Origin of the sequence: Hymenobacter sp. B81 (assembly GCF_044628455.1) — a bacterium.
Lineage (GTDB): Bacteria > Bacteroidota > Bacteroidia > Cytophagales > Hymenobacteraceae > Solirubrum.
On record NZ_JBIYZW010000001.1, the window covers coordinates 367161 to 385122 of the forward strand.

Consider the following 17962-nt stretch of genomic DNA (forward strand, 5'->3'; position numbering starts at 1 on the left):
TGAAACCGCGGCCGCAGGCTGCTTTATTATTTCAGCGAAGCCTGGGTGGTGAGCAGGCTTTCCAGCACTTTCAGGCGCTGGGCCAGCTCGGCCGTTTGGGCGGCTTGGACCTGCAGCTGCTGACTGGTCTGCGTCTGCTGGGCGGCAGCTGCGTTCTGCAGCGCACCGACCTGCTGCTTCAGGAGGGCATTCTGTTGCTGCAGCTGCTCCAGCTGCCGGGCCAGCTCCTGGGTGGCCGACACGCCCAGCATGGCCAGCGCCTCGTAGTCGACCGAGCGCACGTCGGGGTGCTCCAGGCCGAATACGAACACCTGCTGGCCGGCCAGCTTGGCGGCGCCCCGTACCAGCAGCGTCGCGCCGCTGGCGGCCTTTACGGCCCCAATGACCTCACCGGCCGGGCCGATGAGCTTGATGCGCTGCCCGGCCCGGGCCTGCGAGGGCGCTGGCAAGGTCAGGCGCAGCAGCGAGTCGCCCTGGGCTTCCACGCCGCTGGCCACGGCGTACACGTCGGGCAGGAAGCCGGCCTGCTGGCTCACGGCCTGCGGAAACACCTGCTCGACCTCCTGGGCAATAACCTTCTTAAAGGTGCGGGTGCCGTACTGCACCCGGTCGCGCATGGTGTAGTCGGTGATGCGCAGGCGGCGCAGCAGGCTTAGGTCGGCGGCGCGGTCGGAAAGACCAACCACGGTTTTCAGTCGCGCATCCGAGTTGGCGTTGAACTCGGTCGCCACTACCCGGCCCGCGGCCCGGATGCTCACCGGGCCGGTGTTGCTGCCGGTGTAGCCCGTCGAGCCGCTGCCGTTGATAAAGCCGTAGGCGAAGTTGCCGGGCGTAACGGACGTCTGCACGTCGAGCGGGAAGGCGGGGTTGGTGGTGCCGATGCCGACCAAGCCGATGGTACCACCGGTGTTGGTGCTGGTGCTGGTTTGGCCAAACGTGAGGTAGTTGGTGCCGCCGACGTTGGGGCCATCCGAGAGTTTGAGCTTGTAGCTGTCGTTGACATCCAGGCCGAAGGCGGCCCAGGCATTGTTGGGCGAGTGCAGCACCAGGTAGGGGCTGTGCTGGCGGATTTCCAACGGGCCGTTGGGCAGGGCCGCGTTGCTGAAGCCCGTGCCGATGCCCAGCCGGCCGTTGGTCAGCACCATCTGCTGGGTGCCGCCGCCGGCGTCAAACTGGGCGTTGCTGTGCCCGCCGCCTGCGTACCAGGCAAAGGACTCGCCCGAGCGGAAGTACTGGGTGCCGTCCTGCACCCCGATGCCATAGACTTCGTTCCACAGGTTGAGCATCTGCCGGGTGCTGCTGCCGAAGCTCAGCGCGCCGCGCACCCGCTGGTTGCCGTTCACGTCGAGCAGCGCCTCCGGTGTGGTGGTGCCGATGCCCACGCCGCCGTTGCCCTTGGGCAGCAGGTTCAGGTGTTGATTGGGGTTGGAGCCGGCGCCGTACAGCGAGTTGTAGCCGAGGCCGATGCCCTGGGTGCCGTTGGAGTGGCGGAATTCCGGGCCGCCACCGGCTTCGTTGAAGTCGCCGGTGACGTACAGCGTGCGGCTGGTGGCGTGGCTGCCGCTGCGGCCCACACTCTGCACGTCGAGGCGGTTGTCGGGCGCGTTGTTGCCGGTGCCAATGCCCACGTTGCCGTTGCTTTCAAAGCTCACGTTGGGCGTGGTGCCGGTGTTGTCGTCGGAGTAGAAGCGAATGGGAGCCGCGTTGGTCACCAGGCGCATATAGTTGCCGCTCACCCGCGAGTACAAACCCAGGTCGGTGGTGCCGGTAATGGCCGCGCCGCCGCGCTGAATCACGCCCGCGGGCAGCAGCACGCCGCCGCCGCTGCTGATGCCCAGCCCCTGGCTGCTGCCGTTGCCCACCAACGCGTTGGTGCCCAGGTTCAGGTTCTGGGTGGCGGTGTGGTTGCCTAAGTTGTCGCCGGGTACATTCACGAAGTTTGAGCCGTCGAGCACGGGCGCCACGAGCCGGGGCGTGATGGTTACGTAGCCGTTGCCTGCCTGGAAGCCTTGGGTGTGCACCACGTTGGAAGTAAGGCCCGGCGCCGCGTACGAGGAGCCGCCGCCGCCGCCGCCGCCGTTGAAGTTGGTCCCGTCGCCGCCGCTGCCACCGCCGCCGTAGTAGCCGCCGCCACCGCCACCGGCGCGGCTGCCCGCCGCACCCCCTGCGCCCAGCACGCCCGCTGTGCCGTTCGACCCCGCAGGCGTCGCCCCGCCGCCCGATTGGGTGCCACCGCCTCCGCCGCTGTAAAACCAGTTGGTCGCGCCGGCGCCGCCCGTCAGGCCGCCGCCCGCGCCGCCGCCGGCCGTGCGGGAACTGCTCCAGCCGCGGCCGCCCCCGCCACCAGCCACCAGCACACGGTTGCTGAGCGCGGTGCCGCCGATGCGGATGTCGCTGCTGGCCCCGCCGCCGCCACCCTGATCGACAACCGGGGCCCCGTTGCCGCCAAAGCTGAAGCCGCCGCCGGCGTCGCCCATGTTGTAGCCGGGGCTGGGCAGGCTGCCCGCCGAGCCCACGTAAATGGTCAGAACCTGGCCCGGGACTACCGTCAGCGTGGCCTGCACGCGGCCGCCGTTGCCGCCATCAGCCCCACCGCCCTTGCCGCCGGTCATGTCCACCGCCAGCTGGTTGACGCCGGGTGGTACCGTGTAGGTATGAGCGGCGTTGGCATTGGTATAAGTTACGGGAGCCAGCGAAGGTGTGGTAGCGCCGGCCGGTGTCGAGTCGAGCAGGTAATTGCTCCAGTTCACGCCGTTCCACAGGTTCAGGACGTTGGTGTCGGTGTTGTACACCAGCAGACCCTTTTCGGTGGCCGCGGGCTGCAGGGCGTCGCGCTGGGTGGTGCTCAGGCGCGGGGGCAGAAAGCCCTGGGTGCTGCTGCTCACGTCCAGGGCTGCCTTGGCGTTGGGGGCCGTGGTGCCAATGCCCACCGAGCCGTTGCCCAGTGCCGAGAGAACCGTCACGTCCGGGGCGTTGGTGTTGCCGTTGCCCAGCACCAGGTCGAGGCGCGAGGCGGCGCTGATGTTGGTGGCGTAGGAGCCCAGTCGCCACTCGGCGCTGCTGGCGTACTTCACACCCGAGGCGGTGGGCCGCGTCAGGCGCAGCAGCCCCTCAGTGCCGATAGTGGTCGAGGATAAGGAGCCGGCCAGGTCAAGCTTGAGCGTCGGCGCGCTGATGCCGATGCCCACGTTACCCGTGCTGCCGATGCTTAGGCCCGTGCTGCCGCCGTTGCCCACCAGCTGCTTGTCGGCCAGGTTCAGGTTCTGGGTAGCGGTGTGGTTGCCCAGGTTGTCGGCGCCGGACGGCAGCGTCACGGAGTTGGCGCCGCTCAGGCTTAGCTGCTGGCCCGTTAAGCTCAGCTGCTGGTTGCCGATAACCGGCACCGCGTTGGCCAGCATCCCGCGGGCGACCTTCCGGATAACGTACGAGTACGTGTCGCTCAGGTAAAGCACTCCTCCATCGGAGGCCACCGCCACGCCCGATACGTACCCGAACTGCGCCGAAGCCGCGGGCCCATTCTGGTAGCCGTAACCGGCCCCCGCTAGGGTGCCTACGGTACCGTCGGGCTGGATTTTGCGGATGCGGCCGCTGGAGGCATCACCCACGTACACGACACCGAATGCATCGACCGTCACGCCCATGGGCGCATCGAACCGGGCGGTGCTGCCGGGGCCGTCCTGGTAGCCGGCCGTGCCCGAGCCAGCCAGGGTGCTGACGGTGCCGTTGGGCAAAATCTTGCGGATGCGCTCGTTGCGCAGGTCGGCCACGAACACGGTGCCGGCCGCGTCCACGGCAACGCCGACGGGGGTGTCAAACCGGGCGGCGCTGCCAGTGCCGTCTTGGTAGCCGGCCGTTCCCGAGCCGGCCAGGGTGCTGGCGGTGCCGTTGGGCTGGATTTTCACGATTTGATGACTGGTAGCCGCGTACACTACCCCGTTGGCGTCCACGGCCACGGCCATGGGCTGGTTGAGGGAGCCGGCCAGGGTGCTGACGGTGCCGTTGGGCAAAATCTTGCGGATGTTGCTGTTGCCCATGTCGGCCACGTACACCACGCCGTTGGCGTCCACGGCCACCCCATAGGGAATGCTGAACGCCGCCGAAGCCGCGGGGCCGTCCTGGCTGCCGTTGGCTCCCGAGCCGGCCAGGGTGCTGACGGTGCCGTTGGGCAGAATCTTGCGGATGCGCCGGTTGTCCTGATCGGCCACGTACACGACGCCGGCCGCATCCACGGCCACGTGCCGGGGGCGGTTGAAGCGCGCCGCGGCCCCGGTGCCCTCCTGGAAGCCCGCCGCCGGCGCACCCGCCACCGTGCTCACCACGGCGTTGTTGTCGTACTGCGGCGGCGCGCTCAGGGGCACCATGCCAAGGGCATTGGGCACCCGGCCACTGGGCAGCTGAATCCAGTTAACTCCATCGAAGAAGTACAGGCCAACCGAGGCATCGGTCTGGAACACCATCAACCCCTTGGCCGGGTTCTGAATGGCTGCGCGCTGGTGAGCCGTCATGCGCGGGGTGAGCAGGCCCTTGGTGATGGAAGTCAAATCGAGCAGGGCCGAGGCATCGGGCGCGGGCGTGCCGATGCCCACCGAGCCGGGGGTCTGGGCCTGGGAGGGAATCTGCGTAGCCAGCGCGGCGGCCAGTGCCAGCGAGTACCGTATAACTTTGTGCATATCAGCGGGAAAGGCGGAAGGCAGGCCCGCAGCTGGTCCGACCGGACGCCGCGCAGGTTTGCCGGTACAAACTTGCCGCCCCCATAATCCTATTCCAACCCGGGCGTGTACCGCATTTGGGGGTATGGCCGGGCTTGGTTGCGGGGGGCAGGAAAGCGTCCTTTGCGCCATGACCCCGATTCGACTGGCCCTGGTAGAAGACGACGCCGAAGTGCGGGCCCTGCTCGAGGGCTACCTGTGCCGGCAGCCCGAGCTGGTGTGCGTGCTGGTGGCCGATTCGGTGGAAAGCTTTCTGGCGCAGCTGCCCGACCTGCTGCAGCCGCCGCAGGTGCTGCTGCTCGATATTCACCTGCCCGGCATGAGCGGGCTGGAGGCGCTGCCCCTGCTCAAGCAGCGCCTGCCCGATACCGAAGTGGTGATGCAAACCGTGTTCGACGACGCCGACCGCATTTACCGGGCGCTGTGCGCCGGGGCCAGCGGCTACGTGCTCAAGAACATGCCGCTGGAAGAATACAAGGCCGCCGTGCTGGAAGTACACCGCGGCGGGGCGCCCATGAGCCGGGCCGTGGCGCGCAAGGTGCTGGCCCACTTCAAGCCCACGCCCTCGCTGCAGCCCGACCTACTCTCGGAGCGCGAGCGGGAGGTGGTCGAAGCCATTGTGGATGGGCTGGGCGACAAGCAGGTGGCGGCGCGGCTGGGGCTGTCGGTGGAAACCGTGCGCACCTACGTCAAGCGCGTCTACAAAAAGCTGCAGGTAGGCAGCCGCACCGAGCTGGTAAGCCGCCACGCCCGGGGACGGCTCTGAGATTCAGGCCTTTCTGGCTCTATCCGGCTGGCACCGTCAGTTGCACCCGGAAGCCCTGGTCGGCCAGGGGCTCGGCGGCCAGCTGCCCGCGCAGGGCGGCGGCCCGCTGGTGCATGTTGCGCAGGCCCATGCCGCTGCGCGTAGTGCTGGCGCCGGGGCGGCCGTTGTCCTGCACCGTGAGGCATAGCTCGCCGTGCTGGCGCGCCAGCGTCACGTGCAGGCGGGTGGCGTGGCGGGCGTGGCGCACGGCGTTGGTTACGGCTTCCTTGAACACCAGGTACAGGTGCTGGCGCTGCTCCGGGCTCAGCGGCTCGTGGTCGGCCAGCCCGCTGGTAGTCAGCTCCGTGTCGAGGCCGGCGGCGGCCGCGGTCTGGTCGAGGTGGTCGCGCATGCGGTCGAGCAGGGCGCCCACTGTGTCGGCCTGCGCGTCAATGCTCCACACGATGTCGCGCATGGTGCTGGCGGCAGCGCGGCTGTTGGTCAGCAGCCGGTCGAGGGCCGGGTCGGGCTGACCCTGGCGCAGCAGTTCGGCCTGCAGGTTTACGCGGGTGAGTAGCGTGCCCACTTCGTCGTGCAGGTCGGCGGCAATGCGGTTGCGCATGCGCAGGGCGGCGGCCGAGCGTTCCAGCAGGTGCTTGGCCCGCTGCCGCGCCACCACCACCACGAGCATAAGTCCGGCCCCGGCCAGCACGGCCAGAAACACCGTGGTGCGCCGCGTGAGCTCGGCCTCGCGCAGGCGGGTGCGCCCCTGCAGGTCGGCAATGTGCTGGCGCTGCCGGGCCAGCTGCTGCTCCTGCTGCTGGGTGCGGTAGAGCGTCTGCAGCTCGCGGGCGTGCCGGCCACTCGACTCCTCAAACAAACTGTCGCGCAGCACGGCATAGCGCCGCTGGTGGCGCAGGGCCTTGCGGTAGCGGCCGAGCTTTTCCAGGGCGGGCACCAGGGTTTCGGTGGCGCTCATTTCCACGTGCAGGTTGCGGTCGGCGTGGCTGCGGCGGCGGGTGGCTTCGAGGATGCGGGCGGCCTCGGCGTGCTGACCCCGCGCGTACGCCAGCCGGCCCCGCAGCTCGTCGAGCAGGACCTGCACGCTGGGGTAGCGGGGCGGGGGATAGGCGGCGTATGCCGAGTCGAGCAGCTGGCTGGCGCGGGCGGCCTGCTGCTGCCGGAAGCTGATGGCCGCCAGGTTGGCCAGCTGCACCGCCACGTTAGCCGTGTCGCGGTCGGCGCGCGCCAGCTGCAGGGCCTGGGCATAGCAGGCGGTGGCCAGGCGGTAGTCGGGGGCCAGGGAGGCGCAGTCGGCCAGGTTGGTGTAGATGCCGCTCAGCTCCCGGCGGCCGGCGGCGGTGCGGCGCGGCACCAGGCGCAGGGCCTCGCGGCCGTAGGCAATGCCGGGCTGGGGCTGGCGCAGCAGGTAGTAGGAGTAGCACAGCCACTCGCAGGCAATGGCTGCGCGCAGCGAGTCGCCGTCGTCGAGGGCCATGCGGCGGGTTTGCAGCATCTGAATGACGGCCAGGCTGGGCTGATTTTCGTGCAGGTAGTGGCCCGCCAGGTTGGCCAGCAGCTCGGCCCGCACCGTGCGCGGCAGGTTGGGGCGCTGCAGCTGCTGCCGCACGGTGGGGGCGGAGGCCGGCGTCACGCGGGCGCGGGCCAGCCGCAGCTGCGTCGGCACCGGCCACTGGCTCAGCTGCCGCAGGCTGTCCAGGCCCGATAGGGGCCGGGCAGCCCCGGAATCGGGGAGCAGTAAGACGCAGGCGAGCAGCAGCCCCAGGCGGACAAACCAGTTCATTCTGCAAGGTAGCCCCGCGCGCGGAAGCCCGCCAACTGGCGGCCCGCGGGCGCGGGGCCGGCAAGCGGTATTTTCTGCGCTTATCTTGCCGGCTGCCGGCTAACTTGCCGCCCCATTTACGCCCTGCTTTTGACTACTCTGCTTCTGCGACTTACTCCGGCCTGGGTGAAGCTCCTGCTGCTGGCTGGCGGGCTGCTGCTGGCCTTGCCGGGGCTGGCCGCCCCCAGCCGGGCCGACAGCCTGCTGGCCCGGCTGAACGAGGCGCTGGCGCAGAAGAAGCGCTACGACCAGCAGCGCTGGAACCGCATTGCCGTGCTCACGGCCGCCTTTGCCAGCCAGCAGGACGCCAACGCGCGCTTCGACCTGGGCCTGCGCATTTACGACGAGTACAAGTCGTTTAAGTACGACTCGGCCTTCGTGTACAGCCAGAAGCTGATCGGCGTGGCCCGGCAGCTCGGCAGCCCCGCCAAGCTGGAAGTGGCCGAGCTGAAGCTGGCCTTCATCCTGCTCTCGTCGGGCATGTTCAAGGAAACCTTCGAAACCCTCGACCAGATCGACCCGGCCCGGCTGTCGGATGCCGACCAGCTGGATTTCTACTTTCTGCAGGCGCGGGCCTACCACGACCTGGGCGACTTCAACCACGACCAGGTGTACCGCCCCCGCTACTACGCCCAGGCCCTGGCCTACGCCGATACGGCCCTGCGCTTCAGCCGGCCCGGCTCCTACGAGCAACTTTCCATGCAGCAGTTCCGGGCCATCAAAACCGGCCGGGTGCGCGAGGGAGCCGCGCTCTACGAGCAGATCCGGCGCCTGCCCGGCCTCACCCTGCACCAGCTGGCCGTCAGCGCCAGCACCACGGCCTACATCTATTCCCTGCTCGGGCAGGACGACCGGGCCTACGAGCTGCTGCTGACCTCGGCCACGGCCGACGTGCAGTCGGCCACCAAGGAAACGGTGGCCATCTTCCAGCTTTCCGACTACTGCTACCGCCGCGGCGACCTGGAAAACGCCTACGTCTTCATCCGGGAAGCCCGCGAGCAGGCCGACTTCTACAAGGCCCGGCAGCGGCAGATCGAGCTGAGCCACATTTCTTCCCTGATCGAGGGGCAGAAAATCAACATCATCGAGCAGCAGCGCAAGTCGCTGCGCACCTACGCCATCGTGGTGACGCTGCTGGCGGTGTTCGTGGTGGCCTTCGCCGTCATCATCTTTCAGCAGCTGCGCCGCCTGCAGAAGGCCGACCGGCTGATTTCGGCCACCAACCAGGAGCTGCGCGAGCGAAACGAGGAGCTGCACCAGCTCAACAGCGGCCTCAACGAAGCCAACCGCATCAAGGAGGAGTACATCGGCTACTACTTCCACAACAACTCCCAGTACATCGACAAGATCGAGGCGCTGAAAAAGGCCCTCGACGCGCAGCTGGCCGGCAAAAACCAGGCGGGTGTGCAGCGGCTGGTCGACGGCATCAACATCAAGAAGGAGCGCAACGAGCTGTTCAAGGGCTTCGACACCGTGTTCCTGCGGCTGTTTCCCCACTTCATCAGCCAGTTCAACGCCCTGTTCCGGCCCGAAGACCACGTGCAGCTGCCCGAAGACCAGCTCATGACCACCGAGCTGCGCATCTTCGCCCTCATCCGCCTGGGCATCGCCGACAGCGAGCAGATCAGCCGCATGCTGGGCTACTCCATCAACACGATTTACACCTACAAGACCCGCGTCAAAAACCGCTCACTCGTGCCCAACGACGAGTTCGAAGCCCGCATCCAGGCCATCGAAGCCGTGTGAGCCGGCCGCCCGGCTTCCTTTGCTGCCGAACGCTGCTGCCTCTTTCTTAGGCCGGGCCGGAGTCCTCATTGGTCGCCAAAGCCACCAGCTAAAGTGAGTCGTTACTCAGCGGCGGCGCCGGACCGGCAAACCGGGGGGCTAAGCACCGGAAGTGGGCCGGCCGGACGGCTAAATGAGCTTAAAACCGGCCATATCGGATCTATATTTTATTTGCTGTTTCGGGAATTAAGATATTGTTAATTAATGCATTGGCTGGTGGCGGTGTTAATATTTTCTTGATCGGGACTTGATAAGTTCGGCATGCGGGTGGAAGGCGATTCATTTGCTTTGATTCCGGAGCCAGGCTAGTTGGCCGGGGGCGCCTGCCCCAGTACCGGAAGCTTCCGCATCCTGCATCCGCCCCGTTATTTCCCTCCGCATATGCCGGCACCTCTACCTTTCTTTTCCCAGCTCCCCAACTGCCGCCGGGCCTTGCTGGTGGCCGCCCTCGGCAGCCTCTGCGCCGGCCCGGCGCGGGCCGCGGCCCCGGTGGCTGCTGAGTTGCTGACCGCTTCCCATCGGCTGATGGCCGCAACCGTCACCGGCCGCGTGGTCGACGCCCGGGGGCAGGGCCTGCCCGGCGTGACGGTGCGGGTGGAAGGCACTTCGCTGGGCAGCTCCACCGGACCCGACGGCGCGTTCAGCATCGGCGGCGTGCCCGACGGCCCACAGGTGCTGGTGGTGTCGTTCGTGGGCTACCAGACCGTGCGCCTGCCCTTCACGGCCGGCGCGGGCCAGGCCATTACGCTGAACGCCACCCTGCAGGAAAACACCACGCTGCTGGGTGAGGCCGTGGTGGTGGGCTACGGCACTACCCGGCGCGAAGATCTGACCGGCGCCGTGGCCACGGTGTCGGCGCGCGAGTTTGTGAAAGGCCAGGTAACCTCGCCCGAGCAGCTGATTCAGGGCAAGGTGGCCGGCGTGCAGATTACCACCGGTGGCGGCGCCCCCGGCGAGGTCAGCACCATCCGCGTGCGCGGCGGCTCGTCGCTGAACGCCAGCAACGACCCGCTCATCGTCATCGACGGCGTGCCGGTGGAAAACAGCGGCATCAACGGGGCCGGCAACCCCCTTGCGCTGGTCAACCCCAACGACATCGAAACCTTCACGGTGCTCAAGGACGCCTCGGCCACGGCTATTTACGGCTCGCGGGCCTCCAACGGGGTCATCATCATCACTACCAAGAAAGGCGTGGAAGGGGAGAAGCTGCGGGTGAATTTCAGCTCGCAGCTCTCGCGCGCCCAGAACTACGGCAAGGTCGACGTGCTGAGCGCCGATGAGTACCGCCACCTGATGAGCTACGCCATTGCCCAGGGCCTGGTGCCGGACGACCGCGCCGCGTTTGTGGGCTCGGCCAGCACCGACTGGCAGGACGCCATCTACCAAACGGCCTGGACCACCGACAACAACCTGAGCGTGACCGGCAGCGCCGGCCGCCTGCCCTACCGCGTGTCGGTGGGCTACCTCGACCAGGACGGCACGCTGCGCACCGGCAACCTCAAGCGCAACTCGGCCTCCATTGGCCTCTCGCCCCGGCTGCTCGACAACCACCTTCGCCTCGACCTGAACGTGAAGGGCACCTGGGCCGACTGGCGCTTTGCCGACCAGGGCGCCATCGGCGGCGCCATCCGCTTCAACCCCACGGTGCCCATCAAGAGCGGCGGCGACAAGTTCGGGGGCTACTACGAGTGGCTGGACCCGGCCGACGGCGTGACCCCGTACTCGCTCACCGACCGCAACCCCGTGGCCCTGCTCAATGACAAGCGCGACCGGAGCACGGTGCAGCGCAGCATCGGCAACCTGCAGCTCGACTACCAGCTGCACTTTTTGCCCGATCTGCACGCCAACGTGAACCTAGGCTACGACATCAGTCGTAGCGCCGGCACGGTGTTCATTCCCGCCGAATCGTCGCTGGCCTATAACATTCGGGGGCAGAGCCGGCGCTACCGGCAGGAGAAAAACAACAAGCTGCTGGAGGCCTACCTGCGCTACACCAAGGAGCTGGGCGACCACCGCGCCGAGGCCCTGGCCGGCCACTCGTACCAGGACTTCTACACCTACAGCCCGTTTTACTTCGAGCGCACGGCGGCCGGCACCCTGCTCGACCCCAACACCCTGCCCCAGAACCCCGGCAAGAGCCAGTACACCCTGCTCTCGTTCTACGGCCGCCTCAACTATTCCTTCAAGGACCGCTACCTGCTCACCGGCACGCTGCGCGCCGATGCCTCCTCGCGCTTCAGCCCCGACAACCGCTGGGGCTACTTCCCGGCGGCCTCGGTGGCCTGGCGCATCAACCAGGAACGCTTTCTGGTGGACAACTCCACCGTATCGGACCTGAAGCTGCGCCTGAGCTACGGCCTGACGGGGCAGCAGGACGTGGCCGGCGTGGCCGGCGACTACCCCTACCTGCGCTCCTACAGCATTGGCGGCGGCTCGGTGCGGCAGATTTTCGGCACCGACACCATCCGCACCCTGCGCGTGGGCGGACAGGACCCCAACCTGAAGTGGGAGCAGACCGCTACCTACGACGTGGGCCTGGACTTCGGCTTCTTCGACAACCGCCTCAGCGGCTCGGCCGACGTGTATTTGCGCAAAACCCGGGACCTGCTGGCCGTCATTCCCGTGCCCATCGGCAGCAACATCACGCCCAACCTGCTGACCAACATCGGCAGCCTGGAAAACCGCGGCGTGGAGCTGAACCTGAACTACCAGGTGCTGCGCGGCGAGCGGCTCAACTGGCTGCTGAACGTCAACACCACCGTGAACCGCAGCAAGATTACCAAGCTGCTGCTGGTGGAAGACCCCACTTACCTGGGCACGGCGGTGGGCAGCATCGGCAACTTCCGCAACGTGCAGATCAACACCGTGGGCTACGCGCCCAACACCTTCTTCCTCTACCAGCAGAAGTACGAGAACGGAAAGCCCCTGGAAGGCCAGTACGTGGACCAGAACGGCGACGGGCAGATCAACGAGCGGGACTTGGTGCGCAGCAAGACGCCCGCGCCCAAGGCCATACTGGGCCTGAGCTCGAACCTGACCTACGGCAAAGCTAGCCTCGACTTTACGGTGCGCGCCAACGTGGGCAACTACGTGTACAACAACGTGGACGCGGACCGCGGCAACTACGCCGCCCTGAACCCCGGCCTGCCCTTCGTAATGAACACCGTGCCCGACGTGTACGCCACCGGCTTCCGGGTGCCGCAGCCCTTCAGCGACTACTACCTGCAGGACGCCTCCTTCGTGCGCCTGCAGAACATCACCCTGGGCTACGACCTGGGCAGCCTGATTAAGCAGGCCACCACCCTGCGCCTGACCCTGGCCGCCCAGAACGTGCTGGTGCTTACCAAGTACACCGGCCTCGACCCCGAGCGCGGCAACGGCATCGACAACAACTTTTACCCGCTGCCCCGCACTTTCACGCTGGGCCTGAACGTGGGATTCTAGACAGTCATCAGTTGTGAGTTGTCAGGTCGTTCTGGCAACTGACAACTCATAACTGGCAACTCGCAACTGACCACCAGCAACCGACAACTGACATGAATAAGCACCTGCGCCGCGGCGCCGCCGCCCTGGCCGTAGCCGCTACCCTGCTCGCGGGCGGACTGACTTCCTGCACCAAGGACCTGGACCGCTACCCGTTCTACGACCTGAACACGGAGTCGGTGTACCGCGACCCGGCCAACTACATCATGGTGCTGGCCAAGCTCTACGCGGGCTTCAACCTCTCGGGCCAGGGCACCACCGGCTCGCCCGACGTGTTTGCCGGCTCGGGCCTCGACGAGGGCGAAACCTCCTACATGCGGGCCTACTGGTATTTGCAGGAGCTGCCCACCGACCAGGCCGCCGTGGCCTGGAGCAGCGGCCCGCTGCAGGAGCTGAACAAGATTACCTGGTCGTCGAGCAATGATTTGGTCCGCAACAGCTACACCCGCATTTTCTACGAGGTGTCGGCCTGCAACGACTTTATCCGCGAAACCACCGACGAGAAGCTCAGCAGCCGCAACATCAGCGGCATCCACGCCGACAACGCCCGCCGGTTTCGGGCCGAGGCGCGCTTTCTGCGGGCTCTGGCCTACTTCCACGCCCTCGATCTGTACGGCAACGTGCCCTTTGTGGTGGAAACCGACATTCCCGGCAAGTTCCTGCCCCGGCAAACCTCGCGGCCCGCGCTGTTCGCCTACCTCGAGTCGGAGCTGAAGGCCATTGAGCCGCTGCTGGCCGCCCCGCGCCAGGGGCCCTACGGCCGGGCCGACCAGGGTGCGGCCTGGGCGCTGCTGGCCCGCCTCTACCTCAACGCCGAGGTGTACACCGGCACGGCGCGCTACACCGACTGCCTGACTTACTGCAACAAGATTTTGGGCGCCGGCTACGGCCTGGCCCCGCAGTACGCCCAGCTGTTCATGGCCGACAACCACGTGACGGCCGCCGCCGAAATCATCTTCCCCATCCTCAACGACGGGCTGGTGAGTCAGACCTACGGCGGCACCACCTACCTGGTGCACGCGGCCGTGGGCGGGCGCATGCTGGGCAGCGCCCTGGGCATTACCAACGGCTGGGCCGGCAACCGCACCCGCAAAAATCTGCCGCTGCTGTTTCCCACCCAGCCCAGCGGCACCGACAGCCGGTCGATGTTCTTCACGGCGGGGCAAACGCTGGAAATCAGTGACCTGACCGTGTTCACCCAGGGCTACGGCGTGCTGAAGTGGTCGAACAAGAAATCCACCGGGGGCAACGGCTCCGACCCCACGGGCACCTTCGTCGATACCGACTTCCCGATGTTCCGCCTGGCCGATGTGTACCTGATGTACGCCGAGGCCGTGCTGCGCGGCGGGCAGGGCGGCAGCGAGGGGCAGGCTCTCACCTACGTGAATGCCCTGCGCGACCGGGCCTTCGGCAACACCGGCGGCCGCACCGATGGCCGCATCACCCTGGCCGAACTGACCGCCCCCGACTTCATCCTCGACGAGCGCGGCCGCGAGCTGTACTGGGAAGCCACCCGCCGCACCGACCTGATCCGCTTCGGCAAGTTCACCAGCGCCACCTACCGCTGGCCCTGGAAGGGCGGCGTAGCAACCGGGCAGGGCGTGGGCAGCCACTTCAACCTGTTTCCCCTGCCCTCCAGCGACATCGTGGCCAACCCCACGCTGGTGCAGAACCCCGGGTACTAACCCCGGCCTGGTGCAGCCGGTCGGCCTGCGCCCCACGCCTGATGGCGGTTGCCGTGCTCACTTTCCACCGATGAACCGATTTTTTCCCGCCGCGCTGCTGCTGGCGCTGCTGACCGGCTTTTTCCAGCTCGCACGGGCCCAGAAGTCGGCCCGCTCACCGGCCTACCCCGACCCGCAGCAGTACGGTAAGCCGTTTGCGGGCGTGCCCGACGCGCCCGACGCGGCCATTTACCAGGTCAACCTGCGCGGCTTCAGCCAGCAGGGTACCTTCGCCGCCGTCACGGCCCGGCTCGACTCCATCCGGGCCCTGGGCGTGAACGTGCTGTACCTGATGCCGATTTACCCCATTGGCCGGGAAAAAGCCGTGGATTCGCCCTTTGCCGTGCGCGACTACACGGCCGTAAACCCCGAGTTCGGTACCCTGCAGGACCTGCGCACCCTGGTCGACGCCGCGCACGCGCGGGGCCTGGCCGTGATGCTGGACTGGGTGGGCAACCACACCAGCTGGGACCACCCCTGGATCAAGCAGCACCCCGACTGGTACGTGCGCGACGCCCAGGGCCAGATTGTGAATCCCATTCCGGAGTGGAAGGACATTGCCCAGCTCAACTTTGCGAGTGCGCCCATGCGGGCGGAAATGATTGCGGCCATGCGCTACTGGGTGTTTCAGGCCAACATCGACGGCTACCGCTTCGACTACGCCGACGGCCCCAGCTACGAGTTCTTCACCGAAGCCCTGGGCAGCCTCAAGTCCATCCGCACGCACAAATTGCTGCTGCTGGCCGAGGGCGACAAGAAAAAGCACTACTTCCGGGCCGGCTTCCCGCTTTGCTACGACTTCGGCTTTATCAACCTGCTCAAGCACGACATTTTTGCCGGCGGCAAAAGCGTGCAGCTGCTCGACTCGCTCAACGCCGCCGTGTACCGCGACGCCCCGCCCGCGGCCCGCATGCTGCGCTACACCTCCAACCACGACGTCAACGCCTGGGAGGGCGTGCCGCAAACGCTGTTTGGCAACCAGCGCGGCGCCATGGCCGCCTTCGTGGTGGCCGCCTACATGCGCGCCGTGCCTTTGATTTACAACGGCCAGGAAGTGGGCCACGCCGAGCGCGTGCCGTTTATGGGGCCGCGCCGGCCCATCGACTGGACGCCCAACCCGGCGCTGACCGCGGAGTACCAGCGGCTGATCGGGCTGCGCAACCGCAGCGCGGCCCTGCGCCGGGGCCAGCTCCGTACCTACAGCAGCGCCGACGTGTGCGCCTTTACCAACGTGCGGGGCCGCGAGCAGGTGCTCACGCTGGTGAACCTGCGCAACCAACCCGTAACCTACCCGGTGCCCGCGGCCCTCGCGGCCACGGCCTGGCGCGACGCCTTTAGTGGCCAGCCCGCGGCCTTGCCGGGCCAGCTCACGCTGCAGCCCTACCAGTACCTGATTCTGCACCACCAGCCGGGAGCAGCCGGCCAATAACCTTTCCGGTAGGCGCGCCCGTTTGCAAAGCCAGCCCTTACTTCGCTTGATGAAACAGTTGATGTTGCTTGTGCTGCTGCTCGGCAGCTGGCGCGCGGGGGCGCAGCAGGCCCCGGCCCTGACGGCCCGGCTCGGGGCCGTGAGTTTGACCTTTGCCCTGGGGCCCGACGGCCGGCCCAACTACCGCGTGCAGCACGGCACGCGCCCGGTGGTCAATACCTCGCGCCTGGGCGTGGCGCTGGCCGACGGGCAGGGCTTCGACGGCCCGCTGGAGCTGGTGGACAGCGAAATCAAGAACGTGGACGAAACCTGGCAGCCGGTGTGGGGCGAGGAAAAGCAGATTCGCAACCACTACCAGCAGCTCACCGTGCGCCTGCGCCAGCCCGCCGCCCACGGCCGCCGGCTCGACGTGGTGTTCCGCGTGTTTGCCGACGGCGTGGGCTTCCGCTACGAGTGGCCCGCCCAACCCCGGCTGCAGTACTTCACCGTGACCGACGAGCTGACCGAGTTCAACCTGCCGGCCAACCACCAAGCCTTCTGGATTCCCGGCGACTACGACTCCAACGAGTACGTCTACCAGACCACGCGGCTGAGCGCGGTGAACACCACGGCCATTACGCCCATTCAGCGCAAGGCCGCGCCCACCACCGTGCAAACGCCGCTGCTGCTCAAGTCCGACGACGGCCTGTACGTGAGTTTGCACGAGGCGGCCCTGCTCAACTACCCGGCCCTGATGCTGCAGGTGAACCCGCAGACCTTCGGCCTGAGCGCCCACCTGGTGCCCGACGCCGTGGGCAACAAAGCCTACCTGCAGGCCCCCGAGCACACGCCCTGGCGCACCATCGTGGTCAGCGACAAAGCCCCCGAGCTGCTGGCCTCGCGGCTGATTCTGAATTTGAACGAGCCCAGCAAAATCGCCGACCCCAGTTGGATCAAGCCGCACAAGTTTGTGGGCGTGTGGTGGGAAATGCACGTGAACCGCGCCTCCTGGAACTACGCCGACTCGAGCAACCTCAAGCTGGCCGGCACCAACTGGCAGGGCCTGAAGCCCAACGGCCGCCACGGCGCCAATACCCGGAACGTGAAGCGCTACATCGACTTTGCCGCCCGCCACGGCATCGAGGGCGTGCTGGTGGAGGGCTGGAACGTGGGCTGGGAAGACTGGGCCGGCAACTGGAAGGAAGAGGTGTTCGACTTCGTGACGCCCTACCCGGATTTCAGCGTGACGGAGCTGCAGCAGTACGCGGCCGCCCGGAACGTCCAGCTCATCATGCACCACGAAACTTCGGGGGCGGTGACCAACTACGAGCGCCGCCTCGACCAGGCCCTGGGCTTCATGCAGCAGCACGGCTACGCGGCGGTGAAAACCGGCTACGTGGGCCGCATCATTCCCCGCGGCGAGTTTCACGACGGGCAGTGGATGGTGAACCACTACACCCGCACGGCCGAGCAGATGGCCCGGCGCCGCATCATGGTGGACATGCACGAGGCCGTGCGCCCCACCGGCCTGCACCGCACCTACCCCAACTGGCTGGCCTCGGAGGCGGCCCGCGGCAACGAGTTCAACGCCTGGAGCGAGGGCAACCCGCCCGAGCACGAAACCATTCTGCCCTTCACCCGCCTGATGGGCGGCCCCATGGACTACACGCCCGGCATTTTCCGGATCAAGCTCGAAAGCTGGAACCCGGCGCGCAACCAGGGCAAGCAGGTGCACACCACCCTGGCCAAGCAGCTGGCTTTGTACGTGACGCTGTACTCGCCCCTGCAGATGGCCGCCGACCTGCCCGAAGCCTACGAAAAGCACCTCGACGCCTTCCAGTTCATCAAGGACGTGGCCGTGGACTGGGACGAGACGCGCATCGTGGCCGCCGAGCCCGGCGACTACGTTACCATTGCCCGCCGCGCCAAGGGCCGCAACGAGTGGTTTGTGGGCGCCATTACCGACGAGCAGGCCCGCCGCCAGCCGCTGAAGCTGGATTTCCTCTCGCCCGGCACCCAGTACCTGGCCACCATCTACGCCGACGGCAAGGATGCCCACTGGCAGCAGAACCCCGAAAGCTACCGCATCCGGCAGCAGAAGGTCGACCACCGCTCGGTGCTGAACCTGCAGCTGGCGCCCGGCGGCGGGGCGGCCATAAGCATCAAACCCATTTCCGCGCGCTGAACCGGCCGCCGCGCCTCATTTCCGGCGCCGCGGCCCGGGCACTGAACCCATTGGCCGCCGCCAGCCTTTAGCAACTGCCC

8 protein-coding genes are annotated in these 17962 nt (G+C 67.3%); 6 read left to right on the plus strand and 2 right to left on the minus strand.

The annotated features are described in order from the left end of the window. Positions 1–26: 26 nt before the first annotated feature. Positions 27–4670, minus strand: coding sequence for a glycine-rich protein (locus ACE191_RS01555; protein ID WP_400190417.1), 4644 nt, complete (start codon positions 4668–4670; stop codon positions 27–29). A 169-nt stretch (positions 4671–4839) separates the two neighbouring features. Here ACE191_RS01555 and ACE191_RS01560 point away from each other — a divergent pair, with 169 nt between their 5' ends. Next, entirely contained in the window at positions 4840–5475 is a 636-nt protein-coding gene (locus ACE191_RS01560) for a response regulator (protein ID WP_400190418.1), read from the plus strand. Between the two features lie 19 nt (positions 5476–5494). Here the strand turns inward: ACE191_RS01560 and ACE191_RS01565 are convergent, their stop codons facing one another. Further along, a complete protein-coding gene (locus ACE191_RS01565; RefSeq protein WP_400190419.1) occupies positions 5495–7258 on the minus strand; it encodes an ATP-binding protein in 1764 nt (587 codons plus the stop codon). 129 nt (positions 7259–7387) lie between these two features. Here ACE191_RS01565 and ACE191_RS01570 point away from each other — a divergent pair, with 129 nt between their 5' ends. The 5 genes from ACE191_RS01570 to ACE191_RS01590 all read left to right on the plus strand — a co-directional run bounded on the left by ACE191_RS01570 (position 7388) and on the right by ACE191_RS01590 (position 17882). Then, positions 7388–9043 (plus strand): DUF6377 domain-containing protein, encoded by a 1656-nt coding sequence (locus tag ACE191_RS01570; RefSeq protein ID WP_400190420.1) that lies wholly within the window; start codon positions 7388–7390, stop codon positions 9041–9043. 420 nt (positions 9044–9463) lie between these two features. Further along, positions 9464–12526, plus strand: coding sequence for a SusC/RagA family TonB-linked outer membrane protein (locus ACE191_RS01575; protein WP_400190421.1), 3063 nt, complete (start codon positions 9464–9466; stop codon positions 12524–12526). Between the two features lie 92 nt (positions 12527–12618). Continuing rightward, positions 12619–14250, plus strand: coding sequence for a RagB/SusD family nutrient uptake outer membrane protein (locus tag ACE191_RS01580; protein ID WP_400190422.1), 1632 nt, complete (start codon positions 12619–12621; stop codon positions 14248–14250). 70 nt (positions 14251–14320) lie between these two features. Beyond that, positions 14321–15718, plus strand: coding sequence for an alpha-amylase family glycosyl hydrolase (locus tag ACE191_RS01585; RefSeq protein WP_400190423.1), 1398 nt, complete (start codon positions 14321–14323; stop codon positions 15716–15718). Between the two features lie 49 nt (positions 15719–15767). Further along, positions 15768–17882: a glycoside hydrolase family 97 protein gene (locus tag ACE191_RS01590; RefSeq protein WP_400190424.1), complete on the plus strand. Its 2115-nt coding sequence runs from the start codon at positions 15768–15770 to the stop codon at positions 17880–17882. The last annotated feature ends 80 nt before the right edge of the window (positions 17883–17962 follow it).

Bases quoted from the DNA above. Each gene is read 5' to 3' on its own strand.
- ACE191_RS01580 (WP_400190422.1), top strand. From the start codon at position 12,619: ATGAATAAGCACCTGCGCCGCGGCGCCGCCGCCCTGGCCGTAGCCGCT.
- ACE191_RS01575 (WP_400190421.1), top strand. From the start codon at position 9,464: ATGCCGGCACCTCTACCTTTCTTTTCCCAGCTCCCCAACTGCCGCCGG.
- ACE191_RS01565 (WP_400190419.1), bottom strand. From the start codon at position 7,258: ATGAACTGGTTTGTCCGCCTGGGGCTGCTGCTCGCCTGCGTCTTACTG.
- ACE191_RS01590 (WP_400190424.1), top strand. From the start codon at position 15,768: ATGAAACAGTTGATGTTGCTTGTGCTGCTGCTCGGCAGCTGGCGCGCG.
- ACE191_RS01560 (WP_400190418.1), top strand. From the start codon at position 4,840: ATGACCCCGATTCGACTGGCCCTGGTAGAAGACGACGCCGAAGTGCGG.
- ACE191_RS01585 (WP_400190423.1), top strand. From the start codon at position 14,321: ATGAACCGATTTTTTCCCGCCGCGCTGCTGCTGGCGCTGCTGACCGGC.
- ACE191_RS01555 (WP_400190417.1), bottom strand. From the start codon at position 4,670: ATGCACAAAGTTATACGGTACTCGCTGGCACTGGCCGCCGCGCTGGCT.